The organism is Lysinibacillus sp. FSL W7-1291 (genome assembly GCF_038593415.1).
In the GTDB taxonomy this organism is placed as follows: domain Bacteria; phylum Bacillota; class Bacilli; order Bacillales_A; family Planococcaceae; genus Lysinibacillus; species Lysinibacillus fusiformis_D.
This window is the reverse complement of sequence record NZ_CP151994.1, coordinates 1,311,636-1,337,743: the sequence shown is the minus strand read 5'-3', so window position 1 is coordinate 1,337,743 and position 26,108 is coordinate 1,311,636. Positions and strand designations below refer to the sequence as shown.

Annotated in this window: 32 protein-coding genes; 8 read left to right on the top strand and 24 right to left on the bottom strand. The window is 36.8% G+C overall.

All coding sequences use genetic code 11. From position 1 onward, the window contains the following. Positions 1–77 precede the first annotated feature (77 nt). Both NST76_RS06340 and NST76_RS06335 read left to right on the top strand, forming a co-directional pair. The gene (locus NST76_RS06340; RefSeq protein WP_342544757.1) at positions 78–1,499 is read left to right on the top strand and encodes a recombinase family protein; all 1,422 of its coding nucleotides are present in this window, start codon (positions 78–80) and stop codon (positions 1,497–1,499) included. Continuing rightward, complete coding sequence (locus tag NST76_RS06335) at positions 1,483–1,656, top strand: hypothetical protein (RefSeq protein ID WP_342545317.1); 174 nt, start codon at positions 1,483–1,485, stop codon at positions 1,654–1,656. The genes NST76_RS06340 and NST76_RS06335 overlap by 17 nt, the downstream gene beginning before the upstream one ends. Before the next feature lie 247 nt (positions 1,657–1,903). Here the strand turns inward: NST76_RS06335 and NST76_RS06330 are convergent, their stop codons facing one another. Further along, complete coding sequence (locus tag NST76_RS06330) at positions 1,904–2,707, bottom strand: geobacillin-26 family protein (RefSeq protein ID WP_089932117.1); 804 nt, start codon at positions 2,705–2,707, stop codon at positions 1,904–1,906. A gap of 537 nt (positions 2,708–3,244) precedes the next feature. On the opposite strand from NST76_RS06330, the gene NST76_RS06325 reads away from it, so the two are divergent. The 3 genes from NST76_RS06325 to NST76_RS06315 all read left to right on the top strand — a co-directional run bounded on the left by NST76_RS06325 (position 3,245) and on the right by NST76_RS06315 (position 5,035). Next, entirely contained in the window at positions 3,245–3,442 is a 198-nt protein-coding gene (locus NST76_RS06325; protein WP_139149502.1) for a hypothetical protein, read from the top strand. Between the two features lie 160 nt (positions 3,443–3,602). Beyond that, positions 3,603–4,142 carry a helix-turn-helix domain-containing protein gene (locus tag NST76_RS06320; protein ID WP_036127271.1) on the top strand — a complete coding sequence of 180 codons (540 nt, stop codon included), beginning with the start codon at positions 3,603–3,605 and terminating at the stop codon, positions 4,140–4,142. A 32-nt stretch (positions 4,143–4,174) separates the two neighbouring features. Further along, a complete protein-coding gene (locus NST76_RS06315; RefSeq protein WP_036127272.1) occupies positions 4,175–5,035 on the top strand; it encodes a YitT family protein in 861 nt (286 codons plus the stop codon). Between the two features lie 42 nt (positions 5,036–5,077). On the opposite strand, the gene NST76_RS06310 is transcribed toward NST76_RS06315, so the two are convergent. Beyond that, a complete protein-coding gene (locus NST76_RS06310; protein ID WP_342544755.1) occupies positions 5,078–6,259 on the bottom strand; it encodes a YbfB/YjiJ family MFS transporter in 1,182 nt (393 codons plus the stop codon). Positions 6,260–6,359: 100 nt separating this feature from the next. On the opposite strand from NST76_RS06310, the gene NST76_RS06305 reads away from it, so the two are divergent. Both NST76_RS06305 and NST76_RS06300 read left to right on the top strand, forming a co-directional pair. Further along, entirely contained in the window at positions 6,360–7,253 is an 894-nt protein-coding gene (locus NST76_RS06305; RefSeq protein WP_058843311.1) for a LysR family transcriptional regulator, read from the top strand. Positions 7,254–7,472: 219 nt separating this feature from the next. Further along, positions 7,473–7,790, top strand: coding sequence for a hypothetical protein (locus NST76_RS06300; RefSeq protein ID WP_036127276.1), 318 nt, complete (start codon positions 7,473–7,475; stop codon positions 7,788–7,790). Here the strand turns inward: NST76_RS06300 and NST76_RS06295 are convergent. Genes NST76_RS06295 through NST76_RS06280 form a run of 4 tightly spaced genes read right to left on the bottom strand, consistent with a single transcriptional unit; the run spans position 7,785 to position 11,200 of the window. Continuing rightward, positions 7,785–9,293, bottom strand: coding sequence for a HAMP domain-containing sensor histidine kinase (locus NST76_RS06295; RefSeq protein ID WP_330493536.1), 1,509 nt, complete (start codon positions 9,291–9,293; stop codon positions 7,785–7,787). The genes NST76_RS06300 and NST76_RS06295 overlap by 6 nt on opposite strands. After that, a complete protein-coding gene (locus NST76_RS06290) occupies positions 9,286–9,987 on the bottom strand; it encodes a response regulator transcription factor (RefSeq protein WP_101966359.1) in 702 nt (233 codons plus the stop codon). Before NST76_RS06290 ends, NST76_RS06295 begins: the two co-directional genes overlap by 8 nt. A 53-nt stretch (positions 9,988–10,040) precedes the next feature. Next, positions 10,041–10,628, bottom strand: coding sequence for a DedA family protein (locus NST76_RS06285; protein ID WP_101966360.1), 588 nt, complete (start codon positions 10,626–10,628; stop codon positions 10,041–10,043). Then, on the bottom strand, positions 10,628–11,200 hold the full coding sequence (locus NST76_RS06280; RefSeq protein ID WP_036127285.1) for an rRNA adenine N-6-methyltransferase family protein: 573 nt from the start codon (positions 11,198–11,200) through the stop codon (positions 10,628–10,630). The genes NST76_RS06285 and NST76_RS06280 overlap by 1 nt, the downstream gene beginning before the upstream one ends. Before the next feature lie 296 nt (positions 11,201–11,496). On the opposite strand from NST76_RS06280, the gene NST76_RS06275 reads away from it, so the two are divergent. Continuing rightward, positions 11,497–12,054 (top strand): hypothetical protein, encoded by a 558-nt coding sequence (locus NST76_RS06275; RefSeq protein WP_036127293.1) that lies wholly within the window; start codon positions 11,497–11,499, stop codon positions 12,052–12,054. Between the two features lie 316 nt (positions 12,055–12,370). Here the strand turns inward: NST76_RS06275 and NST76_RS06270 are convergent, their stop codons facing one another. The 18 genes from NST76_RS06270 to NST76_RS06185 all read right to left on the bottom strand — a co-directional run bounded on the left by NST76_RS06270 (position 12,371) and on the right by NST76_RS06185 (position 26,045). Further along, positions 12,371–13,033: a M15 family metallopeptidase gene (locus NST76_RS06270; protein ID WP_101966361.1), complete on the bottom strand. Its 663-nt coding sequence runs from the start codon at positions 13,031–13,033 to the stop codon at positions 12,371–12,373. Continuing rightward, positions 13,030–13,437 (bottom strand): phage holin family protein, encoded by a 408-nt coding sequence (locus NST76_RS06265; RefSeq protein WP_058843309.1) that lies wholly within the window; start codon positions 13,435–13,437, stop codon positions 13,030–13,032. The genes NST76_RS06270 and NST76_RS06265 overlap by 4 nt, the downstream gene beginning before the upstream one ends. 129 nt (positions 13,438–13,566) lie before the next feature. Further along, positions 13,567–13,719: a hypothetical protein gene (locus NST76_RS06260; protein ID WP_155273203.1), complete on the bottom strand. Its 153-nt coding sequence runs from the start codon at positions 13,717–13,719 to the stop codon at positions 13,567–13,569. Position 13,720: 1 nt separating this feature from the next. Further along, the gene (locus tag NST76_RS06255; RefSeq protein ID WP_036125443.1) at positions 13,721–14,095 is read right to left on the bottom strand and encodes a hypothetical protein; all 375 of its coding nucleotides are present in this window, start codon (positions 14,093–14,095) and stop codon (positions 13,721–13,723) included. A gap of 11 nt (positions 14,096–14,106) precedes the next feature. After that, a complete protein-coding gene (locus NST76_RS06250; protein ID WP_342544751.1) occupies positions 14,107–15,504 on the bottom strand; it encodes a hypothetical protein in 1,398 nt (465 codons plus the stop codon). After that, positions 15,504–16,052 carry a putative phage tail protein gene (locus NST76_RS06245; protein ID WP_036127374.1) on the bottom strand — a complete coding sequence of 183 codons (549 nt, stop codon included), beginning with the start codon at positions 16,050–16,052 and terminating at the stop codon, positions 15,504–15,506. The genes NST76_RS06250 and NST76_RS06245 overlap by 1 nt, the downstream gene beginning before the upstream one ends. Further along, positions 16,045–17,130 (bottom strand): baseplate J/gp47 family protein, encoded by a 1,086-nt coding sequence (locus NST76_RS06240; protein ID WP_342544749.1) that lies wholly within the window; start codon positions 17,128–17,130, stop codon positions 16,045–16,047. The genes NST76_RS06245 and NST76_RS06240 overlap by 8 nt, the downstream gene beginning before the upstream one ends. Then, the gene (locus tag NST76_RS06235) at positions 17,130–17,534 is read right to left on the bottom strand and encodes a DUF2634 domain-containing protein (RefSeq protein ID WP_342544748.1); all 405 of its coding nucleotides are present in this window, start codon (positions 17,532–17,534) and stop codon (positions 17,130–17,132) included. Before NST76_RS06235 ends, NST76_RS06240 begins: the two co-directional genes overlap by 1 nt. Further along, on the bottom strand, positions 17,534–17,848 hold the full coding sequence (locus NST76_RS06230) for a DUF2577 domain-containing protein (RefSeq protein WP_036127387.1): 315 nt from the start codon (positions 17,846–17,848) through the stop codon (positions 17,534–17,536). Before NST76_RS06230 ends, NST76_RS06235 begins: the two co-directional genes overlap by 1 nt. A gap of 1 nt (position 17,849) precedes the next feature. After that, entirely contained in the window at positions 17,850–18,812 is a 963-nt protein-coding gene (locus NST76_RS06225; protein WP_342544746.1) for a hydrolase, read from the bottom strand. After that, positions 18,805–19,488 (bottom strand): LysM domain-containing protein, encoded by a 684-nt coding sequence (locus NST76_RS06220; protein ID WP_101966365.1) that lies wholly within the window; start codon positions 19,486–19,488, stop codon positions 18,805–18,807. Before NST76_RS06220 ends, NST76_RS06225 begins: the two co-directional genes overlap by 8 nt. After that, a complete protein-coding gene (locus NST76_RS06215) occupies positions 19,481–21,403 on the bottom strand; it encodes a phage tail tape measure protein (protein WP_342544745.1) in 1,923 nt (640 codons plus the stop codon). The genes NST76_RS06220 and NST76_RS06215 overlap by 8 nt, the downstream gene beginning before the upstream one ends. A 493-nt stretch (positions 21,404–21,896) precedes the next feature. Continuing rightward, positions 21,897–22,331 (bottom strand): hypothetical protein, encoded by a 435-nt coding sequence (locus NST76_RS06210; RefSeq protein WP_036127646.1) that lies wholly within the window; start codon positions 22,329–22,331, stop codon positions 21,897–21,899. Between the two features lie 62 nt (positions 22,332–22,393). Beyond that, positions 22,394–22,909, bottom strand: coding sequence for a phage tail tube protein (locus tag NST76_RS06205; protein ID WP_080717163.1), 516 nt, complete (start codon positions 22,907–22,909; stop codon positions 22,394–22,396). A 15-nt stretch (positions 22,910–22,924) separates the two neighbouring features. Beyond that, positions 22,925–24,247 (bottom strand): phage tail sheath family protein, encoded by a 1,323-nt coding sequence (locus NST76_RS06200; RefSeq protein WP_036127649.1) that lies wholly within the window; start codon positions 24,245–24,247, stop codon positions 22,925–22,927. Between the two features lies 1 nt (position 24,248). Continuing rightward, positions 24,249–24,470, bottom strand: a complete 222-nt coding sequence (locus NST76_RS06195) for a hypothetical protein (protein WP_080717164.1) — start codon at positions 24,468–24,470, stop codon at positions 24,249–24,251. Continuing rightward, the gene (locus NST76_RS06190) at positions 24,442–24,900 is read right to left on the bottom strand and encodes a DUF6838 family protein (RefSeq protein WP_141905587.1); all 459 of its coding nucleotides are present in this window, start codon (positions 24,898–24,900) and stop codon (positions 24,442–24,444) included. The genes NST76_RS06195 and NST76_RS06190 overlap by 29 nt, the downstream gene beginning before the upstream one ends. Positions 24,901–25,625: 725 nt before the next feature. Continuing rightward, complete coding sequence (locus NST76_RS06185; protein ID WP_231744966.1) at positions 25,626–26,045, bottom strand: hypothetical protein; 420 nt, start codon at positions 26,043–26,045, stop codon at positions 25,626–25,628. Positions 26,046–26,108 lie beyond the last annotated feature (63 nt).

Genomic DNA, 26,108 nt, shown 5'->3' with positions numbered 1-26,108 from the left:
CGCTAAGCATTAAAAAGTAAAAGAGCAGACTCATTTGTCTAGCTCTTTTCTTATATCTTTTATAAAAGGAGGCTCTTATGAAATGTGTAATTTACGTCCGTGTTAGTACAGACGAACAGGCCAAACATGGTTATTCTATTGCTGCACAAATTGAAAAGTTAGAAGCATATTGTGTTTCCCAAGGTTGGGAATTAGTAAAACAATTCATAGATGATGGTTACTCCGCAAAAGATTTAAACCGTCCAAATTTTAAAGAAATGATGGATGTTGTAAAAAATGGTGGCATTGACGTTGTATTGGTCTATCGATTAGACAGATTAACAAGGTCTGTTGTAGATCTTTACTCAATCTTACAAGAATTAGACAAATACGAATGTAAATTTAAAAGTGCAACAGAAGTTTATGATACAACCAATGCTATGGGGCGTTTATTCATTACACTAGTGGCAGCTATAGCGCAATGGGAACGTGAAAACACCGCAGAACGTGTGAGAATGGGGATGGAAAAGAAAATTAAGCTAGGACTATGGAAAGGTGGTACTCCGCCATACGGATACAAAATAGTAGATAAACAGTTAGTTGTTAACGAAGCTGAATTTGAAGTTGTAAAAGAAGTATTTGAGTTATCTAAGACACTTGGTTTTTACACGATTGCAAAACAATTGTCTATTAAAGGCTACCAAACAAGAAAAGGTAGTGACTGGCATGTTGATTCAATAAGAGATATAGCAAACAATCCTGTTTACGCAGGTTATTTGACTTTCAGCGAGAACCTCAAAGAATATAAAAAACCTCCTCGTGAGCAAAACTTATACGAAGGTAATCACGATAGAATAATATCAAGAGAAGAGTTTTGGGCACTACAAGACATATTGGATAAACGAAGAACATTTGGAGGAAAACGAGAAACGAGCAATTATTATTTTTCATCTATTTTAAAATGCGCAAGGTGTGGGCATTCAATGTCTGGGCATAAATCAGGTAATAAAAAAACATATCGCTGCTCAGGAAAAAAGGCTGGAAAAAGTTGCTCGAGTCATATCATTTTAGAAGATAATTTAGTCAAAGCAGTATTCGCTAAATTTGATGAACTAATCGGTCAAATTGCATCTAACGAGCCACAACAATCATATCCTACTAATCGGCTTGAAATATTAAAATCTGACTTAGGAGCTATTGATAAATTAATGCAAAAAAAGAAAAGTATGTACGAGGTTGATGTGATAAGTATCGAGGAGCTTATAACCTCTACTGATGAGTTGCGTGCTAAACAAAAAGAATTACAGCGTGAATTAGACAATATCCAGCAAAGTGATAAACATAATAATGCTAATTTTAAATTCATTATCGAAAACATTGAAATGTTATGGGTGGATGCAAATGCCCAAGAACGTAAAAAAATAATGAATTCGCTATTTAATCAACTGGTAGTTGACACAAAAGATGAATATCATAGTACTAAGCAAGCAAGAGAAATCATAATTGTTTCAGCTAAATAATTTGTCTTTCGTTGGTGGTGGTACATTGATTCCTTGGGCATTAATTCCAGCCGCTGCCATTTGTAATGTGAGCCCATTTGAGCTAGCAAGACGAAACTTAATCCCTGTGGTCATTGGGCTTGTTGCGACGACGATAGTTGCGGTGTTTTTGATTTAAATAAGGCTCCTTGATGTCCCCAAAAGTTAGAGTCAAAAATCTAACTTTTGGGGTACAGGACTATATCGGTAGTCCTTTTTCCTCGAGTCAATTTATTGCATGTACTATTAAAAATTCAAACATGGCAAGTGTACACAGAAAAAACGAGCTCTATAGATTGCTCGTTTCAAAGTAATTTTATTAACATACAAATTAGCCATCTATCTAAAAAATTCCAGACAGATGGCCTTTAGTGATACGTATAATCTTAAACTTGGAAGTAATAATAATGAGCGTCTTTTGCTGCTCTATTCATTGATATTGCATAATTGTAAGCAGCACCAGTTACTCCAGCTGCAGCTAATCCGACTGCAATCCCTGCACCTCCATTTATAGCACCAACTATTAGCGCAGCTATAGCTAATATGCCAGCTCCAGATGCTGCACCAATATACTTCCATTCATAATCATTTAAATCGTTAACAGCATTTTTAAACTTTTCTAGGTTAGTTGCGTTACCAGTTGTTTTCTTTACATCTTTATACAACCAGTTTATTGGATTATCAGGATTTGGTCTGCGTAATTGCCATGATTCAGGTGAAGTAAATTCAATAGTATATTCATAGTTTGTGAAAGTATCTTGTTTCATCGAAGATGCGAAAGCGCTAATATCTCCAGATATCGATTCTTTCAATGACTCTTCTAAAGCTGCAAGTTCATTCAAATCTATTACTAATTTGGATGAATCATCACCCTTAATTTGAGTTGTTAAAACATTCGAATTTTTATCAAATATTGCGACCATTGGTTTGCCATTTTCAATTGACTCTACTATTCTAAAATTCTCATTATCTTCAATTACATTTATTTGAAGACTATCAAGGTATTCAATTGCTTCCTTATCAACCATACCTAATTCTGAATTAAAGTCCGAATTATCAATTAATTTTTTTGACGAAGATAGGAAGTTATTCTTTTCCATTTCGTTAGCGTTTGCTAGAATTGGAGCGAAATTTGAAAATATAAGAACAGCAGTAATCACAAAAATTAAACTTTTAATAATTTTTTTCATTTTTTATTCTCCATTCAAGTTATTTAGGGAATAGTTAAATTCCTCACATCTCCCTCACTCTCCTATCCTTTATTAATTTCCCCTATATTTCCATATTACTATATAATTGGTTATATATATAGTTTTAGGGAATGTTATTCTAATTATTAATCGAGCAAAAATAATAAATTTAATATTAATAGACATATCCCTACTAATAAAAAAATAAAAGCTAATATATTATTATGCACATTTTTTTCCTTTTTATTTTTAAGTAATAAGTATATACTGCAAGTTATAAATATTATAAAGAGTAAAAAAAATCCGACAATTGCTAACCATGACATTACAATATCACTCCATTCTTTTTATTATTAAAGTCTTGATTATAAAGAGCAAAAAGAGATAATTCTCAGATACTTTATTTTCCTACTCTCCATAACACTAATTTGTTAATTATATCCTTATTTTAAACATTATACCTTAATAATTTAAAAAACTTTCATGGACTTGACCTACTTAATATGTCTAAATTGGAAACAGCTCAGAGTAATAATAATGACGCGGTTTCAATTAGAATGTCCTAATATGTTTTATATCGGTGGCGGAACATTGATTCCTTGGGCATTAATTCCAGCCGCTGCCATTTGTAATGTGAGCCCATTTGAGCTGACAAGACGAAATTTAATATCTGTGGTCATTGGGCTTGTTGCGATAGTTGCTATGTTTTTAATCTACCATCTTAGTAGAGAGTGATACAATGAATTATTTCCTGTTCCTTCTATAAAAGAGGAAAATTCACTTGCCATTTGACTGTACATCTTAAAAAAAATATATTATATTTGATAACGTTCTCATTTTGATAATATTACTTTCTTTCCTTAAAGCCATCTCATTTTTAGAAGGAGGAGAATTGATGCACAGCAAAGCAGATGTCTTAATACATCCTGTGAGAATGAAGATTTTACAAGCTCTGTTGCATATGAAAAAGGAAGGCTTAAGTACTTTAGAGATGATTACAATCATTAAGGATGTGCCACAAGCTACTTTATATCGCCACATTCAAATCCTTATGGACGAAAACATCATCAAAATTGTTAGAGAGCGAAAAATCCGTTCAGTTACAGAAAAATTTTATGCCTTAAATGAACATGCGGCAAAATTTAGCGAGGAGGATTGGCGAAAACTAACGAAGAAGCAAAAATTAACGTATATGTCCTATTATCAATTAACATTACTGTCTAAATATCAACATTATTTATCCTCACTTGAAGAAAAAGAAAGTGAAAGCGACTTAGCTACTTTTTCTTTACATGATTTAACCTTAACTACTGATCAATTTGTAAGCTTCGAACATGATCTTAACAATTTACTCACTAAATACTATAATATGGCCGACTCAAATAAAGGTTCTGAGACTAAAACAATTGCGATAAATATTATTCCAAAACCTTAAGTACTATTGACGTAAAGAAATGGAGAAGATTTATGAAAAAAGGAAAGTCACTAGAAAATATACGAAAATTAATTATGATTATTATTGGAGCAGTGATTGCCGCTTATGGACTAGAAGCTGTATTAATTCCAAATGCTGTCATTGACGGCGGTGTAACGGGTCTAAGTATTATGGGGGCTCACCTCTTCGGAATCCCGTTAGGCATACTGCTCTTTGTCTTAAATATTCCGTTCATTTATATCGGTTATAAGCAAGTTGGAAAAACCTTTGCATTAATGAGTAGTGCTGGTATCGCAGCATTATCCATTTCTACGGTGCTTTTACATGATGTTAAAACCATTTTAGGCCCAAATGATCCCTTACTGATTGTCTTATCTGGTGGTATGCTGCTCGGTGTGGGTATCGGGATTGTATTACGTAACGGTGGTGCTTTAGATGGTTCTGAAGTTTTAGCTGTACTATTATCACGTAAAATTCCATTTTCAGTCGGCGATATTATCTTATTTATCAACGCCTTTATTTTCTTAGGGGCAAGCTTTATCTTTGGCTTAGAGAGTGCTTTATACTCAGCTTTAACATATTATATTGCAAAAAATGTTATTGATATTATCCAAGTTGGTTTAGAGAAATCAAAAGAAGTTCGTGTGGTTAGTGCAAAATCTGAGGAAATTGGGGACGCGATCCAAGCTCGTCTAGGACGTGGTGTTACTTATACACATGGACGTGGTGGTTTCTCTAACGAACCAACGGAAATTTTAAACTGTGTCATTAACCGTATGGAAGAAAATAAATTAGTTTCAATTATAAAGGATATCGATGAAGGTGCTTTTGTTGTCATTTCTGATGTTTCAGAAGTTCGTGGTGGGAACTTTAAGAAACGAGATATCCATTAATGTAAAAGTAAGTAAGACACAGATAGGTCTTACTTACTTTTTTTATTCACTTATGGGAGCAGTCGTCCTATCATATTTTACTCCACCAATTAAACATAGAGCCCCAAGCACTACTACGGCTGCAGCGCCTATCAATGCATACTGATAGCTATTCGTCATATTCGCCATTGTCCCTGCTATGGATGGGCCAATCATTTGGCCAAATGCATAACCAGCAGTTAAATAGCCTATAATTTGATGACTGTTTATCGGTACAATATGTCTTGCTAATGTTGTGCTAACTGTTGTAATGCCCATAAAGGTTGCACCAAAAGTAAAGGCACTGGCATAAAGGGTAAGCGTATTCGTTGTAAATGCAGGTAACACGATACCAAATGCTTGCAATAGCATAGAGATCAGTAATGTTCTTACATAGCCATAATGCTGTGCTAGCTTCGACCATACAATACATGAAGGAATCGCCGCAACGCCCACTACAAACCATACAAAAGCTGCATCTCCATGAAAGCTTGTTGACTCCTGTGCAATCGACACAATAAAGGTACCTGTGACAATATAGCCAAGCCCCTCAAGGCTATAAGCTATGATTAACCATTTTAGCCACGTCTTCGGTGGAGCTTTCTGAGGCGCAATGGCTTGACTTACTAAGTGTTGTTCATACGGTGGGATCGGTTTGATGAATCTTATAATCAGCACAAACAATATGACACAAAACAGAGCTAAAGCAATCCAAGTTCCATTCCATTGAAAAATGGCATGTATTGGTGAAACAATGATGGCACTTAAAGCAATACCTGTCCCTACCCCACTATAGAAAAGTCCTGATAGATGCATGTTACGACTGCTAGCTAACTGATCAAGGACAAGGCTCGCAATGACGACAAAAATAAAGGCACTCATTACACCTGAGATAAACCGCAGTATGTACCATATAAGGATTGCATTCGTAATGCCCATGAAGGCAGTAGTTAAAATGCTAATAACGAGTGCTAGCTGTAAAAAAGGAATGCGTTTATTTGCTATAGGTAAACGCCCTGCCACCAATGCTCCTACTAAATAGCCTAAATAATTGCTTGTGGCTAAATATCCTGCTGTTGCACGGCTAAATTCAAATGTTTCTTGCATATACGGTAAAATAACTGTATAGGAGAAACGAGCGATGCCCATGGCGATTACCAATGTAAAAATCCCACCAATTACATATTGAATCGTTTGCTTGTGCATAGAATCACTCCTTCCAATTTACTATAACAAATATCCAGATATCACAAATAGACTCAATTCGTTATAATAGGTATCAAAAAAACTGATAGTTGGAGGATCTATGAATATTAATGATTTAACGATCTTTCGGACAGTCGTCCAAACAGGTAGTTTTTCTAAAGCTGCCACAGCACTTAATTACACGCAATCCAACATCTCTATGAAAATTCAAAGTCTTGAGACGCTGTATAGCACAACATTTTTTTATCGTGGACATCGTGGAATACAGCTTACACCGAAAGGAGAACAATTTTACGAGCTAGTCTTAAAAATGCTTCACCTCTATGAAAAATCCTTTGAGATTGTTCAGGATACAGGAGAACCAAAAGGTGTATTACGAATTGGATCAATGGAAACGACTGCAGCACTACACTTACCAGCGTTATTAACCATATTTCATCAAGCTCATGAACAGGTGGATATTACCATTTTGACAAGCCCTTCACAGGATAATATTGACCGGTTAGAAAATTATGAATTAGATGGTGCATTTGTCACTGGACCTGTTTATAAAGAAAATCTATTGGTAAAGGAGTTTGTCTACGAGGAGCTTGTTATTGTCACATCTAGCAAGCATAAACCAATTAAGCAGCTGCGAGATTTAGCGAGTAGCACTGTAATTACATTCCGTCATGGCTGTTCCTATCGGGCTATTTTAGATCATTGGTTACATGAGGATGGTGTACGCCCACAAAATCGAATGGAGTTTGGAACACTTGATGGAATCTTAGGCTGTGTTGCTGCGGGATTAGGTTTTACCTTACTTCCTCGTGCCATCGCGGAAAAATATAGTGCCACACAAGCATTGGCACTGCATGCGATCACGAACAAGCAAGCACAAATTCCTACGTGGTTTATTTATCGTAAGGATGATGTACAGTCTCCTATACTACAGTATTTTTTAGAATCTCTTGATGCTTACCAACGTTGCGAGAATACTAGCCAAAAGTTTTGAAATGCTTTCTATCACTTTGGTATTGCTATCCATCACTTTGGTATTGCTATCCATCACTTTGATAACGCTATCCACCACTTTAGTAACGCTATCCTTTACTATCCACCTTCTACTAAAAAGCTGTTCAGCACATAATCCTTGGCTGAGCAGCTTATGTTTTCTTTTGACGACTGAATACATTTCCTTTAGGCTGTAATTACATACTGAAGGGAGCTTTTTATGGATATTTTTATCGCTAGTAATCGACAATTACCTATCCGCTACTATGTGCAGGAAGCGGTCTGGATTCGTCGTGGAGGGAGCACAAAACTGCCAGAGTTAACACTGCCGTTTTTCGTCGAGGTAGAGATTCAAAACCACTATAACTTACAAATCATTACAGACTATATTTTTGACTTTCAAAAACAATACAAGCAAACAGAAATTCAACTCTTCATCAAGGACACAGCTCTCCTAGCAACCATGCAGGAAATGCTAGGTCATCATAAACACAGACAGCATGCTATTTACATTCTTCCACTGCAATTGAACTTATGAAGCTGCTAATGGCAATGTAATAATAAAATACAATGTCTCATTTTTATATTTAGCGTGAATCGTTCCTCCATGAAGCTCTACGATGCTTTTGGCAATCGCTAACCCAAGTCCCGAACCTTCTGTAACATTTGTTCTCGCTTGATCCTTTTTATAAAATCTCTCGAATAAACTATCAAGCTCCTCCGTTGTAAAGGCATCACTTTGATTTGCCACGCAGATACGCATATGATCGTCTTGCCCTTCAAGAGAAACCATAATTTTTCCATCATCAGCGCTATAATTAATAGCATTGATGAGTAAATTATCAAACACACGAACAATTTTTTCCGAATCAAGCGCCGCAAAAATTTTTTCCTCTGAGAAATGTTTCATAAAAATCCGTTGTTTTTCCTCTGCTAAGGGTACTAATTCCTCCATTAGTTGATCGAGTAGCTCATTCACACAAACCTGTTGTCGTACTATTGTATTTTTATCATTCGTTAGCTTGGTATACTCAAATAAATCATCAATTAAATTTTTCAATTGCTCAGATTTAGAAAAAGCTATTTTCAAATATTCGTCATACTGCTCTTTCGTCTCATACTTCTCTTCGCTTAATAAACGTAAATAACCCATAATAGAGGTAAGAGGTGTTCTCAGGTCATGTGAAACATTTGTAATAAGCTCATTTTTTTGTTGCTCGATTTTTCGCTCCATTTCGATGCTTGTCATAATTTCTTCCGCCATTTGGTTAATATTATCGGTTAGTAATGCAATTTCATCTTGTCCTTTTTTCTCAATACGATAAGCTAAATTTCCTTTTGCGATGACCATAACCCCCTCTGCCAATGCCTCAATTTGATTCATTTTACGCTTGGTACTATAGAAAAAAGATACGATAAACAAAATAACCCCAATGAAAAAAGGTATGGGCCCTTCGCTTGTACTAGTTATCGCTTCACCTTGTGGAAGCCCACTCACGAAGAAATAATAATTTTTATCTTGCAGGGTTAGCGGCACTAACGTGGTAAATGCCTCTCGTGATGTTTCTATCGCACCTGGATACGTATGGTTAAACGGTTGATTGATTGCAAAATCCATGACATTTCTTATTTCTTCATGCAGATCAATTTCTTGCTCTTTGACCTGCTTGGTTTTATATAAAATCTTCCCGCCCTCATCTGTCACAATAATTTGTAAAGCATTCTGGGCACTGTCCACCTTGTCATTTTCTTGGTCAATCCATTGCTTTAACACATTAACACTATTTTCTTGGATCGCTAATTCTGCTGTATCCTGTGCCTGATAATACATCATCTGCATACTGGCACTATAATCCACCATCACGGTCTCATTGATATTCTCAAACAATGGGAGGACTGCACGTGACACCAAAAAGCTGCCCAGCGCACATAGGATAAACGTTGTAAATAGTTGAATTCGAATGCTACGCTGGATATTGTTTTTTATCTTCGTACCGATATGTTTGAAGAGCCCTATGAGCTTACATAAAAACCTAAAGATCTTTTTCAACTTTATATCCTACTCCCCATACTGTTTTGATATATTGAGGATTTCTTGGATTTGTTTCAATTCGCTCTCGAATTTTACGTATATGGACCATCACTGTATTTTCTGATTGAAAAGCCTCCTCTTTCCAGACCCTTTCATAAATTTGCTCTGCACTCATCACGATGCCTGGATTACGGACAAGCAATTCTAAAATCGCAAACTCTCTTGGTGTTAACTTGACTTTTTCATTATTGACAAAAACCTCATGTGTCGCAGTATTAATACGTAAATCACCGATTTCCAGCTCTTCATTATTGCTGCTATTCATGCCATTCATTTTCAGATAGCGACGAAGCTGTGATTTAATGCGGGCAATTAACTCTAACGGATTAAAGGGCTTTGTCACATAGTCATCAGCGCCTATTGTTAAGCCAACAATCTTGTCCATATCCTGAGATTTTGCTGTCAGCATAATAATAGGCATTTCCGCAATTTCTCTTACCTTCATACACATTTCAGTACCATCCACTTTAGGCATCATTAAATCCAGTACAATTAAGTGCACCTGATGCTTCTTTAATAGCTGCAAGCCTTCTTCCCCATCACAAGCCTCTAGCACATGATAGCCTTCATTTTTTAAATAAATAGCAATAAGATTCCGTATCTCTTTTTCATCATCTACAATTAAAATGGTTTCTTTACTCATCTAACCCCACCAATAATCAAATATTTGTCCATTATAACGTTTCCTCATTTTAACTATTTTTTTAATTTTCGTATATAAAAATAATAAAAACTGCTGATGATTACGCTGATAATTCCAAAATAAATACCATATTTAGTAGCCAGCATCGAAATAACTTCCATTTGACTGCCAAATAATAAACCAAGTGTAAAATACATCAATGTCCAAACAAAGCCTGTTGTATAGGAAAACAAGGCATACGTTTTAAAGGGCATATTATTCATCCCCACCAAGTACGGCAAGATATGTCGAACAATCGGAATAAAATAGCTCAGAACTAATGCAAAGCGACCATATTTATTTAGTAATTCCTTTGATTTTACAAGGTATTTTGCCTTGTTCTTTTTGATAAGTTTGTCGAGCACTCGATGTCCAAAGATTTTACCAAGGAAATACCCTAGTGAAAGCCCCGAAATAACACCTAGATAGGTCAGTAAAAAGGATTTCCATACGACCATTTTTTCTAACGAAGATAAAAAGCCACCACTCATCACAATCATCTCATCTGGTAGCGGCATCCCTATAATGCCTAACCATAAACTAAAAAACAAAGCAAAATAGCCATATTGTTCAATGAATCCTAAAAGATCCTGTAGCTCCATTAACTAGCCCTCGTATGACCAAGTTTACAGCTTAGTACATATGCTGGCGGCATATTCATCCATACTTTTTCATGAGAAATATCCTCAAAATATGATTGAAAGAATGCTTTTTTCACAAGTGAATATTGGAATGTTATAAATTTTCCATTGCGTAAACAATCCTTCACATTGCTTAAAATACAACATGATACATCAGACTTTAAAGAGGTAAATGGCAGCCCAGAAATGACATAATCAATTTTTTCTATATGGAGTTCGTCCATAAACTGCCTTAAGTTTTCTGCTGAGCCATTGACTACCACAACATTGGCTTCATGTGCAAATTGATGACGTAGCTTTTCACAAAAAATCGCATTATGTTCAATGAGAATAAGCAATGTAGCTGGCTGCTTTCTTTTCACAAGCTCTGTAGTAAAGGAACCCATCCCTGGTCCAAGCTCGACAATGCATTGAGCCGTTTCAAAACAAATGGGTTGTACCATTTTATGAGCCAACTTTTTGGAGCTAGGTGATATTGCTCCAATTGTTTTCGGATGTTTGATAAATTCAGTTAGGAAGGTAATGAGCTGCATGTCGTTTTCTCCTCGCTTTGCTTTCATTGTTGATGGTTCTAACTATAAAGAGCATTTCTTAAAGATTTGCAAGGAGAATTCTTAACTTTTTCTTAAGGTTTTACAATATTTGGTTGATATCAATTCCATAATGGTTACATCTTTGTATGAAATATTTGTAGGTTCATATAAAAAAATCACTCATTCTTTGAGATGCGTAATTTTTGACAAATATCTATATGGAGTGACAGCTGACAACACCTTCCATTATTGATATAATTTAATAGAATAACGAATTATGTAAGGAGACAACATTTATGAATAAACCTTTTTATAAAAAATGGTGGTTTATTTTAATCATCACATTCATTGTAATTGGTGCTATTGGAACTACAATGATTGGTGACGATCAGAAAACTTCTGAAAAGGAATTAAAGAAGAAAAATGATGTCATCGTTATTGATATGAAAGCTGCAAATGATACAAATATCCCTCTAGAGGAACGTATTGCCAAGATAGCTGCTGATTTATTTGGAACTACTACAACTGATGGTCGCGATCGAGATATTAGGGTTGAAAGCATGGGAAATACCTATTATTTAAAGCTGATGATTGATAATTCCATAACAAAAAAGAAAAAGCTAAATGATGCTCAACAAAATACAGTTAAATTACTTAAAATTTTAAAGGATGTAGAGGATATGGGTAATATCCACATCAATTGGCAAGATCACTTCAAAGATGATTATGGTAATCCTACTACTGGGTCTGCAATGACCACGGTCATTAAAAAGACGGATATGGACAAGATTGATTTAGCTAATTTCCCAGCATCTGACTTGAAAAAGATAGCTTCATATTACTATAGTACATAGTGTTTTTAAGTAAAATCGGCTTTTCAAATATGAATTCCACAATGAAAAGTCCTGTAGCTTTTAATTTATTTTGGTGACTTTCAAATAACTCCTCTAATTCTGAGGGAGATATAAAAAATAGTTTAATTAAAATTATGTACGATACTAGGATACGTATGATAAAAAACAATTATCTTAGAAGAAAACAACACTCTATGATTACTACAAGAAATTCTACTATGAAATATCTAATAGTAAGAGGGGGAACAAGTATAGCAGATATAAAAACTAGTTATATGGCCAAGAAAGCAATTAAGCTATCTTGGTCTTTTATACTTTAGTTACTACGTTGTGAAATAATGATTTTTATTCCTGCAAAATCACCGTCAGTCAATGTACCGGCATCAAATTTTTCTAGATGTGACTTTTCAATAAGCTTTTTATCTACTGCTTGTTTAATGTAGTCACGTACTGCGGCTTTAGTTGTCTCGTTTGTAAATCGCATTAAATCTTCCTCCTTTTGTTTTAGTGTATCCTCTACAATAAGCTGAACCTTTCCAGCGCTACTCGTTGGCACTACTACTTGTCCTTCTAATTTATAGCCATTAGGCATTTGCCATGTTGTAGGAATTTCAAAATGAGGTGCATCGTATTGCCCTGCTGGCCAAGAGCCTCCCCAAGTGATACCTAGCTTTTTAGCTATTGTCCCCACCTTCAATAGAGTAGAAATATCATATAGATTTCGTGGCGGTGCTACAGCAATATCCCATGCTCTACGTGATGTATGATTACTATTACGCGTCCAGGTAACTACTTGCCCTGGTCTTGTTCTTCCTTGTTCATATAGATAATTTTGGCGAGCTTGGCTGCGATATGTTTCTGTGACGAATATAAAATCAATACCTGCTTTACAACACTCCTGAAAGAGTAATCGACAGGCTGTTTGTGCAGCTACTGTTAATTCCCTTAAATCACGACATGTTGTTACACTTGTACTCATTTTGTCTTCTCCTCCTTCGTATTGAAGATTTCTAAAGCTTTCTTAACTGGTGCAGGCATGTCCACCCCAAGCTTGGCTGAATTTTCTCCTAAGCTAACAAGCTCGTTCAAAATGAACAATAATACAACTGCATCAGGAATAATCTGTCCAATTGAAAACCCTTGATCTTGTAGCACTAAATAAATTAGATTGGCTACCACGATCCAAACCCACATCATGCCTTTTTTGATGATGCCTTGATAACCCCTCTTACTATTAATCGTCCCCCAATTTGCTGCCATGCCTGATAAAAAATCAATTACATTCAATATTAACAATGCTGTCATCAATAAACCCCATCCACCTACGAACCACGATACTACTCCACCTACTGTGCTAAGTAAAAATTTAATTGATTGTTCCATTTATCTACGTCCTTTGCCTTTTTTAGTGTAAAAAAAAGCCATGAGAAGCATCGAGGTTCAGTACAATGTACCGTTTGCCCATCTCGATTGCTCTCATAGCATAAAAAATAACGCTAGCTTATGCTGCGTTTACTTGTTTTCGTTATTTTGTTCAGTGGCTTTAATTTTGATAGCCTCTTCTTCGGTTAATAACTCCTTTGTAACTGCTAAATCAATTTGTTCTTCTGTTGCTCTGCAATTACACCAATTACGTAAGAATAGATTGTATACAGCACTCGACATATTAGTTTCCTCCTAGTAACGCTGTCATGATTAATTCATCTTGATCTGCTTGTGATACTCTCAATTCTGCATTTTGACGCTCAAGCTCTATAATGCGTTCTTGGAGGGGCCCACCTTGAGACTGTTCCTCACCAATGACAGCACTATAAGCATCATACGCTGTTTGATATTCTTCTTTTGTGATTTCAATTGTACTTGTGCCCTCTAAGGACTCGCGTGTGCCGTTATAGATCACATACCCGACCTTTGGCGTTTTCTTGTCGTCAATAAAACTGCCGACTGATTTACTCATGTCGATGCCACCATACGTATATGTAGTAGCATTGCCTACGACTTCCTCTAAATTATTAGTGATTTTTAAATAGATGTTGTCCATGTGTTTTCCTCCTAGCCATTTGATGTTATCCAGTTGTATGGATATGTGTGTATGTTAGCGTAATATGGCTGTAATCCTGTGTTTTTAAAACCTAATACTCCATTATTTCTATCGTACACTATCGTCGACGAAAGCAATCCCATGATATTAGCGTCTATTAATATAGCGTCTTGACCTGTGCCATAGTTAGCAGTAATCGTTTTAACTAGTGTGAGTTTCAGATCATATATTCTAACCTCTCCGTAGTCTGTCCGCGTGAACATTACATAGCCGTCTATTAATTGCACACGCCATGTATAAGATACGTTAATAGTGCTAGTATACGCATCTAACGGCACGCTGAATGACTGCACAAGACCGCCTGGGTTCCCCGCGAGAGGTGCGTTCATTTTATGCAGGTATGTGATTCCAGCTTGGCGCTCTATTGTGTATAAGAAGCCGTCATACATAATACCCGAAACCGAACTACCGCAAGCCTTTGCCGCGGTTACAGTACCTGCGTGATTCATAGCTGTTGATGTGATTTGCCATATGCTAATGCCTGTTGACAGTGAACCACTATACAACGTCCACGCGGCATTGTCGTAGTGCCAACTATCGCGGAACACCGTAGCGTTTAAGAATGGGTATACGCTAGAGTCTAGGATTGAGGAATAACCGCCATTATATAGCCTAAAAACCTTAACAGCATATACGTTATCGGGTGTGTTAGTTGCTGAAATAGCAAAGAGTCCATCACGGGCATAAACAGGTGAGCTTAAGTGGTTCCACGATCTTAATTCACCCGATGTATAAACCTTCTGCTTATTAGGCATGAATGGCGGCAACTTGCTTATAGTAGCCGCACCTGTCTTTAGCCCTTCGTCTGTCCCGAATGTTTTACCTGTCGCTACGTCATTCTCTGTAGCATTCCCATACTCCCCCCCTTCACCCTGTAAGATAAAAGCCCCCTTCGCTGCGCTATAGCGAAAGCTGTAAATTGCATCTTTCTTTAGGTTTTTAACAGAAAAACCTTTCGAACTTATGATGTTTTTCGCACCTAGATTGTTAACATTGATTGCCGCATTACCCGCTATTTGATCGGCATTGAGTCTCAAAACTATCCCCATACCGTCAACATATTGAGTCGGTGCGGGGGACAATGTGACCGAATAGGTTGGGCTACTAAAAGTAGTCACCCCGTAGCCTGGATGCTTCACATAATCGACAATATGGGTATCGAGCTTCGTATTTGCGTTGGCAATAGCATTAGTGTTATCAGTTACTTGTTCGTTAAAGCTCTTTGATTCATCTTCAATACGTTTCATTTCTGTATCGATCTTATCAAGATTGGCGTTAACAACATTTACATTATAAAAATCATCTTCATTATCCTTTGTAAAACCATAATTAGCAGTGTCAGTAGACATTACGATAACACTTCCTCTCTCAGTTGTTTATGTGTATAGGCAGCCAGTTGAGCATGTGTAAAGCGCGCCAGTGCACTATGTTGGATGTATCTGATTTCCACATAGACCAACATGTTTTGAGGCGTTACTCGCTCAAGTAATACCTCGACAATTTCAAATTCACGAGACACCGTTAACTCTAGCTTTACACGTACCCACTTTTCAGATGTACTGCGAGTAAGCTCGTATTTTCCCTCTCCTAGCAAGCTATCAAGTAGCTGTTTCAGAACTGGAAAACTATAGGGCGCTTGTTCTTGATATCTTGATAAAATACGGAAACGACGTGTTTCGAGTGTTTCGGATTCACCAGTAACTAAACCAAGCATTCTCTCATAACGATCGGCACCGCGTTCATCTAGGGTTAAGATAAATTGATTACCTAACAATGATTCAGTCAGTTCCCATATACGCTCTAGTGATGGATTTTCAAGTGATGCAATCTTTTGAAGTTCCTTGATTTCATGGAGGATAGGGGGAAAATAGCTTAAAACATCCACTTTTCTAGCCACTTATAGTCCCCCTTTTCGGTATAGCTTCTCTATCAAGTTCAAGGTTGCTTGCCTTGCCATTTAATGTTGTGTTGGCTATGTCGATGACTCCATTAATACCAAGAATACGTGTTTCAATTTGACTTATTCGGATAATCAACCCTGTTTCATCTTCTTGTTTAGTAACTGCAGATGCCCAAAATTCCGCAAGCTCCTCAAAGTATCCATCGATTTCTTCTTGGATAGCATTCTCTACATCTTCAAAAGACCATCCAGATTGAAGCGTTATTGTTGTACCTATATTCACTCTCGCTTCATTGACAGCCGAGATAGTAACGATATGATCAATAGGAGCAAGCCCGACTCCATCACCTTGCGCATCTAACGGATCCATTAGATGTTGTACTAACCCCACTAATTCAGTGGATGGCTTCGAAAAAGTAGAATCAATGATTGTAACACCAACAGTGCCGCCTCCATACTTCGCTCGATAGATGCGTGCACCTCCAACCCCAGGTATGTTTCCAACTCGCTCTTTGTAATCAGCGCGATTCCCACCAAACGAAATACTTTCAAAGCTATTGAAGTAACGTGCCCTAAAAGCCTCTGTATCTTCTTCGTTCTCTCCTGGAATCAACAAGTCCGTTAACTGTGCCGTCTCAAGACCTGCAATGTAATCAATCGGTATAAGCTGTCCTGTCTCGAAATTCCCAACTTCACCCTCTGTCTCACACTCCATCTTAAAAACACCTTTTTCAATTTTTTCAAGGGCTACGTAGTTGTATTCTTCCTGTGAAAATCGTGCGCCTAACGGAACATCAATATTGAAAACTCCTTTTCGAATAGCTTTCGTTGCAGGGGTTGGACTAAGCCCTCGTTCAGCTGCACGCCTTACTAAATTTTCTCGTGAGGCCGTATCTGCGAACATTTGGTTTTCGTAGTTTAGCAATGTAAAAAGTATTTGAGCTGTCTCAGCTGTATTGGCTGCTGTTGCCTGATAAATCAACGATGTCTCTCGTTTATCCTGCGTTGGTACATTGGATAGTTTCTGAACTAATAAATCCTCATAGGAAGTATTTAAATCAAAGGCTACTGCCATCAATAATCCACCTCTTTCTCTGATGTGATTTCACCAAATATGGTATGTGCTGTGTATTGAATATGCACTTTATTTTTATTTGTTGTTACTTCAAAAGTATCCACTTCTGTAATGCGATCATCCTGTAGTAAGGCCTCTTGGATGCGTCGTTTTACTTCGCTAACAACATAGACAGTTGGTTGCCCAATTAAATCATTAGTTTCAAAGCCTGTGTTCCAGCTGTAAATTAAATGATTGTATCGTTCGATATTGAGCATTAAAAAAATCGCTTGTTTCAAGGCCTCTAGTTCATCAACGGTGCCATAACAGCGATCTAATTCGTTATTTATTTTAAAAGTATTAGAAGGTTCAATTTCTTCCTCAAAATCGAATGCCAGTCCATCATTTATGACCTGTGGAATCATCAAATCACCTCTTTATCTATAATTAAATATTGTTGACCACCATGCACGCGAATCATCGTCACTTTGTCACCTGTTATTAAGCCGTTAAAGACTTTAGCTTTCTGCTTTGCTCCACCATTCACACTCATCTCTACTTCATAATCCATAACAGCACGGGTGAGCTTCAATTGTTTTTCTTTTAAAGTCAATTTTTGATCGATTTGAACCTCTAAAGGACCTACACTTATTACATTGCCGTAAATAACCGTAGCAAGCTTCTGTGCATTGAGAACGCCCAGAACAAGTTTCTGAATTTCTTTTAAAATATCCTCCATACTACGCAATGAAATCACCGCCAATCAACGTTAAATCCATACGATGATTAGATTCCTTGAAGGTATGCTTAACACTTTCTACCATCATGAAATTGGCTACTGATACGTCACCAACATACAACAGCACTGCTACCTGACTTCCTCCACGCACAATTGGATTACCAAACACCTTATTAATGTGTAATTTTCGTGATTTACGGTTATAGAACTTGAGCATGCTTGCAGCTTTAGCTTTGCCGTTTTCACCTTCCTCGAACTTATCTGTTAACTGAAGTACACCCCACTCAGTTATCCTGCTATCGTCTTGGACAATGTAAGTATCACGTTCACCAGTCTCTTTATTCTCACGTTCTAACTTGATTTTATTGTACGTGTTTTCATCAATGGATGAGGTGTACTCAAATGATTCACCTGATTCTTCATCTATCAGTAAATCTGTTTGAAGTGTCTTAGCTTCACGTAAATTCAAAGCTCCAAAGTCATCATAGAGCACAAATAGCCTTTGAGTATTAAGAGTCGTTTCAGCCAAGGCATTATCCATGACAGTGAACAGTTCTTGATTATCCTCAACCATAGAAGGAATAACGTATTTTGTATTGTCTATAGTGCCTGTCTTTAATTTAAAGTCCTTTGCAATCATTTGAAGTACTTGAGCAGCTGTTTTATTCTCATACCTATACGTATCTTTATTTTTAAAGTAGCGGAGCTGATCGTAACAAGTAACCGTAATGATTCTGTTATTTGAACGTTTTTTGATAAAAACAAAACCATAGAAAACCTTGTGTCCGTCATATTCGAAACGGACTGCATCACCCTCGTGGAAGTTGAGCACATCATCTTTAAGTACGTTGAACGTTAGCTTTCCTGGAGTACCTTTGCGATTCGTTTCCCACTGAATCCCATCTTCAACAGCACATTCATAAAGTTGCCCTTTACTCGATATATACAATTGTGATTTAGCCAAGCTTTATCACCTGCCCTGCTTTAATCATGTTTGGATTACTAATATTATTAATTTTTGCTAACTCAGTGTATTTAGAGCCATCACCTAAGTACTTCTTAGCAATGGCCCACAATGTTTCACCTGATTTAACCGTATGTGTTTTAGGGGTTTCTTTGCCTGTAGTTGGCCTTTTTTGCTCTACTACAGCTTTCGATGCTGTCTTTGTAGTACCTGTTGCATTTTTGGCTTTTGTAGAGGTTTTCAAGATAATCTTTTTATTCCCATAATTTTGATATTGTTTTAATTTAATTTTCACACTGACATCGAAGCCTTCTTCGGCTGATTCCGATATCTCATAATTCTCAAGTGACACGGTCATATCGGTGTCAAAAAGGAGATTACCGTTAGGCAACATACGATTCACAATGAATCGAAATGGCTTTTCACCTAGCATCAAATCTTTTAATTTCTTTAGGTAAAATGTGGCTGGTTGGAAACCGTTCGGATAAACAGCAAATGGATATTTGACGTTTGGGAGTAGTACCTCAAACTCAATATCCGTTAGCCCTGTTCTCTTTATTACATTTACTTCTCCTTCATTCATTAACACCATAGTTTCGTTTCTACCATTAATCTTTAGAGCTAGTTCAGAAGGCGCAATAGGAAACTGTAAACCATCTAGAAAAAAATTATACATCTTTAATTGAACCTCCTTCTGCTAGCATTCCTGAAACTTCTTCAACACGTTGACCAAATCTATCAATAATGCCATCAATATCTAATTCACTGTTGATACGGTTTTCATTTTTCATATCTACTTTGATTTCTGCCGTTGTATAACGATTAATCGCTTCACGTTCAGCTATATCACGGAGATACTTTAAATCCTCATTCATTATTTTAATACCCTCAGTTGCTTTTTCGGTATTGTCTGCTGTTTTCTTACCTAGCTCATTACCTTTATCGAGTTTGTCACCTAACGCTAGCGCATTATTAATGTCATTTTTCATCTTATCTTCTTTATTACTGTCGTTTTTTTCTTCACCCGATTTAAATAGATTGGCTCCCCAATTGTAGCCTTTATCCCAAGACTTACCAAGATCCTTAAATTCCATTTTCGGCGCTTCCCAATAATCATCAGGAGCTTCGCCAATCCAGTTATCCAAAACTCCTCTAAGACCTTTTAGATCACTTGTAATGGACTCTCGGTGACTATACTCTGTGCCCACTTTTAAACCTACAGAAGATGAAATATTCTCTGGTAATAGCTTCACAAACCAATTCCAAGCTCGTATCGCAAAGTTAACTGCGTCAACAATAGCATTAACAAAGCTTGTAGCAAATCCATCCCATCCACTAATCATTGAAATAATTAAATCTAACATATTGGTTGCTAGATTATAAAATAATTTCTTGACCGAATACATCGGATTTTTCCATACATTTACAAAGAATTCCACAAAAGAGGCCCACAAATTCCACATATAGGCTACTCTATTATAAATCCATGATCCTAACACCATGAAAGCCCCAGCTATTATTCCTGTAGCACTAACCGAGGTCCCAGCAAAATAATTGAAAGCGGCTACCGCTAAATAGAAAAGACCAATAAGAATTACAATGGCTATTACTAAAATAAATATTGGATTGGCTGCTATCGCTGCATTTAAGCCCCATGCTGCGGCCGTTGCGGCTGATGTTGCAGACACACTCGTCCATGTAGTTGCTGTTAATAGTCCAATTGCAAGCGTTCTTAAACCAGTCCAAATCGTACTCGCTATTTCGGCTGCTTTAACTAGTAGTAAAGCGGACTCGTATACCAACATTGCCGCTGCAACAGTACTTATTATAGGAACTATAAACGACCAACTATCCTTTAAACTTCCATCGGGTATAAAAAAATTCAATGTACTCGAGGCAATTGAAGATAATTTCTCCATAGCAATAGCTGCATTTTGCACGAGCTCCTTAAAAAGATCGCTTTTTACAATCCCATCAAATATTCCCTCAAAAGCCAAACCAAGTACAGCATTCCTTATCTTGGCCATAGAAATTTCACCACTACTTGCTATTTCTCGTAATTTCTCAATGAAAGCATTAAGGTAATTCGTAGTATTTTGGATACCATTTGACGTAGACTGAAATACGTTATTTAAATCCTGGCCTTGAAGGTTTCCACTTCCCATTGCTTGTGTTAAAGGTTGCTCGGTTGTTTGTAAACCATTGTTGATTACATTTAACCCAGATGTGGTGTTATTTTCATTGGACAAGAGTACTCTCCCAACTACTTGAAAATCTAAATATTTCCCTGCTATCTCCTTGATTTTAGTTAATAATCCACCAACTGCTGTAGTACCATCCCTAATGTTGTTGCTAAAACTTTGTTGAGCATGATCAGCATTACGAATTTCCTTTTCAACTCTATTAAATTGCTCAGCAGCTCTAGCTAATTCTTTCTGAGCTAGTTGAACACTAGAGGTATCTATCATTTGCCTAGAAGCAGCATGCATAGCTTCCAACTGATTGACCATCCTGGAAACCATTTTATGCATGACTTTAATTGGTTTACTTAAACGATCTTCAATTTGAATTGCCGTACGGATTGTAGCCATGAACTCTCACCTCTTTATTAAAAAAGCATCCTACTCAAAGGATGCTTTTTATGGCTATTGTTTAATAATTTGTACTTTAACTTTCTCTATTTCTTAGTAAATTTATATATTTTCTGTTGTTTCCAACTACATTATCCTGCATGGTTAAATTCACAAGACTCCAAAGTAACTTTCCACCCTTTTAATTGAAAACAGACAGAATTCAAATAAATAAATGTCCCTTTTTTATATCATATCTTTTAAAGAAACATATAAAACAGCTAGCTTAACGATAGCCATTTAGGTTAACAAGCTACTTCCTAACGCTTTCTACCTTTTCTAGACCCTCGTTTTGCCTCTCGTTCTTGCTTCTTATCTTCTTCGATTTTGATCCTTAGAGACGCTATAATACAAGCTTTATCTGCCAAGGATAGTGACACATATTCAGACGGAAGGCGACGCATTTTGTGCACCCACCAGTGCATTATATTAGCCTCACCATCACCGTCGTCTATTAGTTTTTTATTTCTTCAACCATATCTTCTAGCTCAGCTTGATACCCATTGACTTCCTGTGCTACCGCTGAGGCATCTGCAATCTCACCGATTGTCAGCATCTTTCCAAGTAAAGCATCTGCCCCCATTACACCATAAGAATCCTGTAGCTCTTTATCGTTTAAATTAGGATATACAATTGATTCTACAGTTAATAAACGTTGGTATTTAAAATGATCAAAATCAGTATTATACTGCCCCTTACGCTTTCCTTGCATGATCATAGAACGCTTAGTAGATTCAGATTTTAATTCCTCGTCCCGTTCTGGCGAAATTGGCGCGAACTCCCATTCAATTGGATCGCCATGTTCATCCACGAATTTCTTTGAAATAGCATGCTTAATGTTTTCATTTTGCTTTTTATTGTGTGCAAAAAATGCAGTTAAGTTTGACATAATTAATCACCATATCCTTTTTATTTATATTTAAAAGAGCCCATATATAATGAGCTCTCGTCTTATAGCATTTCTTGTAAAGTTGTAAATTCTTCTGGCATATCCCAATCCTCGAAAGTGAAATCTATAGAGTCTTCTAAGTACTCCGCATCTGCATCTAATGCAGCGATGATCCCTCCATCCATATTACAATCAATTAGAATGGTTGTTTGACGGCCTACCGACGCTGAGCCATCTTCGTTAGTCACTTGGATATCAAAATAAATATCCTCCCCAGTGTCTTTGTAACGCTTTAATAACTTACGGAATATTGAAGTATTAAAGTGGAATGTAGCGCTGCCTGTATACTCCGCGCCAGTAGCTTTGTTACCCTTAGCTACACGCCCCATAATAGGAACTTGCGTTTTAGTTTTATCCATACGGGCTTCTAAATTAATTAATTGAGCAAATAAGTAACGACTGCCTTCAACCGTCACGTATGCTCGGCCTTGAGCGCCATGAATGGCATTGCGAGCATGCATAGTAGCATCCGCAAAATACTGTAGATTCATTGGAATTAATGTTTTGTTTGATTTCATCTGTTTGCCCTCCCCTTATGCTACTGTTGTCGTGATGTAAAGTTGTGACATCGCAACCGTAGGAATCACGACTTCATTTACGACAACAGCTTTCTTTGAATTACCTTGTGCCACGGTTAGTTCATCTTTGTTGTAATTTTGAATAGCTCTAATACGTTGCATTTCCATTCGAAGACTACCAATGTCATTCCATAAAGAAATTCGACCATCTTGATCATTTGGCACCTGACCTAAATAATGAGTGTTAAACAATTGAGCTGTATCAATTGCAAGCTGATCAAGCACACGAATGACTTGATTCAAACTGAAGTCCTCGTTTTTCTCATCTGAAAACGATGTAAAGGTATTCACATCTTCAAGTACACGAATTTCATCCCCAACACGATGTAATAAATATTTGCCAGCCTTTAATAACGTTGTGAGTTGTGACTGTGTCTTTGTTTCAGACATATCAACTGTAAATTCACCTTCGTATTTTTTATTAGTATTTGACTTATTGACAGCTACTCCAGCCTGAGCACCAGATACCCAATATACTGCACCAAACACTTCTTCTTCTGGTCCATTAGTATCGTTTTGTACGTCAATAATCCCTTCATGGTTAGTACTGCCAAGTTTATGACCTACAAGTTGGAATTTACCACCGATTTGGTCACGAATACGCTTTGTATACTCAATATATAACGATTTAATTGAACTTTCTGAAGACAAGCAGCCAAGAGTATTGAAACCATATGCTTCTAAAGCATCTAGTGCCTCTTGATGTGCCCCACCAGTAATAGCTAAGCCATTGGAACCTCCAGCTAATGCGGTACCAGCTGTAACAGCTAAAGTTGCATTCGTTTTAAACACAACAAAATCATTAGCGATTAGTTCTGTAGCAGTAGCTACCGCCATTTGTTCGTCTACTAACACATTAGCTAGCAATGTTTTAACATCGAATTTCGATGGCTCATCGACATTTGCCTGAATGACAATCGTAATATCATTCCCTCGTGCACCTTTGTACTTAGCTGTTGCAAAATCATTTGTAGCCGCTTCTGCATCCACAGCAAGTTTGTAAAAATAAACCGTGATAGCATTTTTAAATACATCACGGATACCTTTCATTTTTGAGTCCATATATTCATAACCAAAAATTTTGCGAGAATTCTTTCGTAAATCCTCTTGTGTTACAGCAAATACTTCGCCATCTACGCCCCAGTCAAGTGCAATTGGCAAACCAACGTAACCGCGATTGCTTAGATTTACAAATGCACGAGTAGCGCTAATAAAATTGTGATATTTCCCTGGTAATACTTTGTTTTGTGATAAAAATACTCCTCCACCTAACGCCATATTAATTACCTCCCTTATCGAATTTCTTCAGTATTTCATCCACTTGAGCGAATGAATAAGTTTTTTCTTTTTCTAACAATGCATTGAGTGCATCACGGCGATCTTTATATTTTTGACTTTTTGAAAGTTGCTCTTTTGTAAATTTCGGTAAATTCGAACTAATTACCTTTTCAACGTTTTTGCTTTCCATCGACTCAACCTTCTTCTGAATTGCTTTCGCCAACTGAAACCACCTCTTCTTTGTTAATATTATGATCTAATGACCCCATAAAAGCTTTCTCTTCAATTTCTTGTAAGAAGAAATTAAAATGAATAAAATTATTACCAATGCCTTCAATAACTTCGCTAGTTGCTCCGGTACCAAGCAGTAGTGAACCATTTAACAATGTTATTTCTTTGATTGCTTGTTGAACCTTTAAAGTCATATTAGACGCCTCAGGTATGCCATTTTTAGGGAAATACTTCACGTTAAAATGTGCTGTTACTTTCCATCGACCACCTATTTGTCGGATATGCTCTAAGCTCAAAAATTGAATTAAAAAAGCAGGCGTATTAAACTCCTGCGGTAATTCATCAATATATTTTTTATATTCCGCTCCGAAAGCTTCGTGGAGCTTACTAGATAAAGCGTTTTGAATATCATAAATTTCCATCAAAAGCCTCCTTCAACAAGTTAGTTAGTAAACATATGAATATAGAATTAAATACATCGAATCACTCACTTTCAAACGTTTTGGTAGTTCATTAAGTAGTTTTTTCAGCTCATCAAATCGTTCTAACATTGAACCGTCAATCCTTTATTCATCTCCAACTAAAAAACGCCCTTCCTTATACCGAATAGGAAAGCGTCGTTTTAACTTTTACTTGAACATTAGCCATTCCACATAGCCTCCTTTTCAAATGGTTGCTTGGAATACGTTTTGTGCTTCTTGGAGTGATGGGATTGCTATAGCTGCTACTCTTGCCCATTTAGTTCTATCCTACAAATTTTTCAACTGAAAACCACTCCTTTTTATGCCTCAAACAAGTTTATGGGACATTGATTGGTCGACGGTCTGTCGCCTTGGTCATTTATTGTTTTATAAATTCCAAAAGGTGAAATCCTTAACCCGTCGTCCTACTTCCAAGTTTACATTATCTATTACTTAAAATGATATGTTTGGAACGTTTGGAACTTTTGTCACACTTGGAACATTTGGCAAGTAAAATGAAATATTATCAATCACGCTTAAATGAATACTAGAATAAAATAGCTGATACTATACTGTCGTCTAAATGAAAAAAGTATATAACAAAATAATAGCTCTTCATTTCTGTTAGCCCAATAAAACCCCTAGTAAAATATTTAAAGGTTCACAAAAAAGAAGTAACCCTTTGGTTACTTCAGCATCATATCTAAAACTCTTTCTCGCACACGTTGTACGCTAGTATGACTCATATTAAGATTTGCACCAATCCAGCGGAATGGCATGCCTTCTAGTAACCAGAAAAGTACTTCCTGTTCAAGGTCGCCAGTTACCTTGTCAGCTAAATTTTGAACTAATAGTAGCTCATCTTTAATCTTGTTCATGCGCTCCTCGCGTAAAGCTCTCATTTGAACATGAGCATGCACTGGGTCGCTTGTTCTTCCAATAGCTTTTGGCATTGCTGCCTCAAAGCCATACTTTGCTGTAGATGCTACAGCTGTTAATGAATCTAGTTCATCCTTCATTCTCATGTACTTGCACATATTGTCATTGTACTTTTTAATTGCCTTATCTAGTTGGTAACGATTTAGTTGTATTTTCTCTTTTATCATAGTTATGCCCTCCTATGTATCTTTTCAATTCTCTCTGCTCTAGCATTCCACCACTGGCCGTTA

Bases quoted from the DNA above. Each gene is read 5' to 3' on its own strand.
- NST76_RS06200 (WP_036127649.1), bottom strand. From the start codon at position 24,247: ATGGCGTTAGGTGGAGGAGTATTTTTATCACAAAACAAAGTATTACCA.
- NST76_RS06230 (WP_036127387.1), bottom strand. From the start codon at position 17,848: ATGGAGGATATTTTAAAAGAAATTCAGAAACTTGTTCTGGGCGTTCTC.
- NST76_RS06340 (WP_342544757.1), top strand. From the start codon at position 78: ATGAAATGTGTAATTTACGTCCGTGTTAGTACAGACGAACAGGCCAAA.
- NST76_RS06185 (WP_231744966.1), bottom strand. From the start codon at position 26,045: ATGATAAAAGAGAAAATACAACTAAATCGTTACCAACTAGATAAGGCA.
- NST76_RS06260 (WP_155273203.1), bottom strand. From the start codon at position 13,719: ATGTCGAGTGCTGTATACAATCTATTCTTACGTAATTGGTGTAATTGC.
- NST76_RS06255 (WP_036125443.1), bottom strand. From the start codon at position 14,095: ATGGACAACATCTATTTAAAAATCACTAATAATTTAGAGGAAGTCGTA.
- NST76_RS06280 (WP_036127285.1), bottom strand. From the start codon at position 11,200: ATGCAGCTCATTACCTTCCTAACTGAATTTATCAAACATCCGAAAACA.
- NST76_RS06275 (WP_036127293.1), top strand. From the start codon at position 11,497: ATGAATAAACCTTTTTATAAAAAATGGTGGTTTATTTTAATCATCACA.
- NST76_RS06210 (WP_036127646.1), bottom strand. From the start codon at position 22,331: ATGTCAAACTTAACTGCATTTTTTGCACACAATAAAAAGCAAAATGAA.
- NST76_RS06325 (WP_139149502.1), top strand. From the start codon at position 3,245: ATGACGCGGTTTCAATTAGAATGTCCTAATATGTTTTATATCGGTGGC.
- NST76_RS06250 (WP_342544751.1), bottom strand. From the start codon at position 15,504: ATGTCTACTGACACTGCTAATTATGGTTTTACAAAGGATAATGAAGAT.
- NST76_RS06265 (WP_058843309.1), bottom strand. From the start codon at position 13,437: ATGGAACAATCAATTAAATTTTTACTTAGCACAGTAGGTGGAGTAGTA.
- NST76_RS06215 (WP_342544745.1), bottom strand. From the start codon at position 21,403: ATGGCTACAATCCGTACGGCAATTCAAATTGAAGATCGTTTAAGTAAA.
- NST76_RS06305 (WP_058843311.1), top strand. From the start codon at position 6,360: ATGAATATTAATGATTTAACGATCTTTCGGACAGTCGTCCAAACAGGT.
- NST76_RS06320 (WP_036127271.1), top strand. From the start codon at position 3,603: ATGCACAGCAAAGCAGATGTCTTAATACATCCTGTGAGAATGAAGATT.
- NST76_RS06315 (WP_036127272.1), top strand. From the start codon at position 4,175: ATGAAAAAAGGAAAGTCACTAGAAAATATACGAAAATTAATTATGATT.
- NST76_RS06220 (WP_101966365.1), bottom strand. From the start codon at position 19,488: ATGTATAATTTTTTTCTAGATGGTTTACAGTTTCCTATTGCGCCTTCT.
- NST76_RS06330 (WP_089932117.1), bottom strand. From the start codon at position 2,707: ATGAAAAAAATTATTAAAAGTTTAATTTTTGTGATTACTGCTGTTCTT.
- NST76_RS06190 (WP_141905587.1), bottom strand. From the start codon at position 24,900: ATGGAAATTTATGATATTCAAAACGCTTTATCTAGTAAGCTCCACGAA.
- NST76_RS06205 (WP_080717163.1), bottom strand. From the start codon at position 22,909: ATGAAATCAAACAAAACATTAATTCCAATGAATCTACAGTATTTTGCG.
- NST76_RS06270 (WP_101966361.1), bottom strand. From the start codon at position 13,033: ATGAGTACAAGTGTAACAACATGTCGTGATTTAAGGGAATTAACAGTA.
- NST76_RS06300 (WP_036127276.1), top strand. From the start codon at position 7,473: ATGGATATTTTTATCGCTAGTAATCGACAATTACCTATCCGCTACTAT.
- NST76_RS06310 (WP_342544755.1), bottom strand. From the start codon at position 6,259: ATGCACAAGCAAACGATTCAATATGTAATTGGTGGGATTTTTACATTG.
- NST76_RS06235 (WP_342544748.1), bottom strand. From the start codon at position 17,534: ATGATTCCACAGGTCATAAATGATGGACTGGCATTCGATTTTGAGGAA.
- NST76_RS06240 (WP_342544749.1), bottom strand. From the start codon at position 17,130: ATGGCAGTAGCCTTTGATTTAAATACTTCCTATGAGGATTTATTAGTT.
- NST76_RS06285 (WP_101966360.1), bottom strand. From the start codon at position 10,628: ATGGAGCTACAGGATCTTTTAGGATTCATTGAACAATATGGCTATTTT.
- NST76_RS06290 (WP_101966359.1), bottom strand. From the start codon at position 9,987: ATGAGTAAAGAAACCATTTTAATTGTAGATGATGAAAAAGAGATACGG.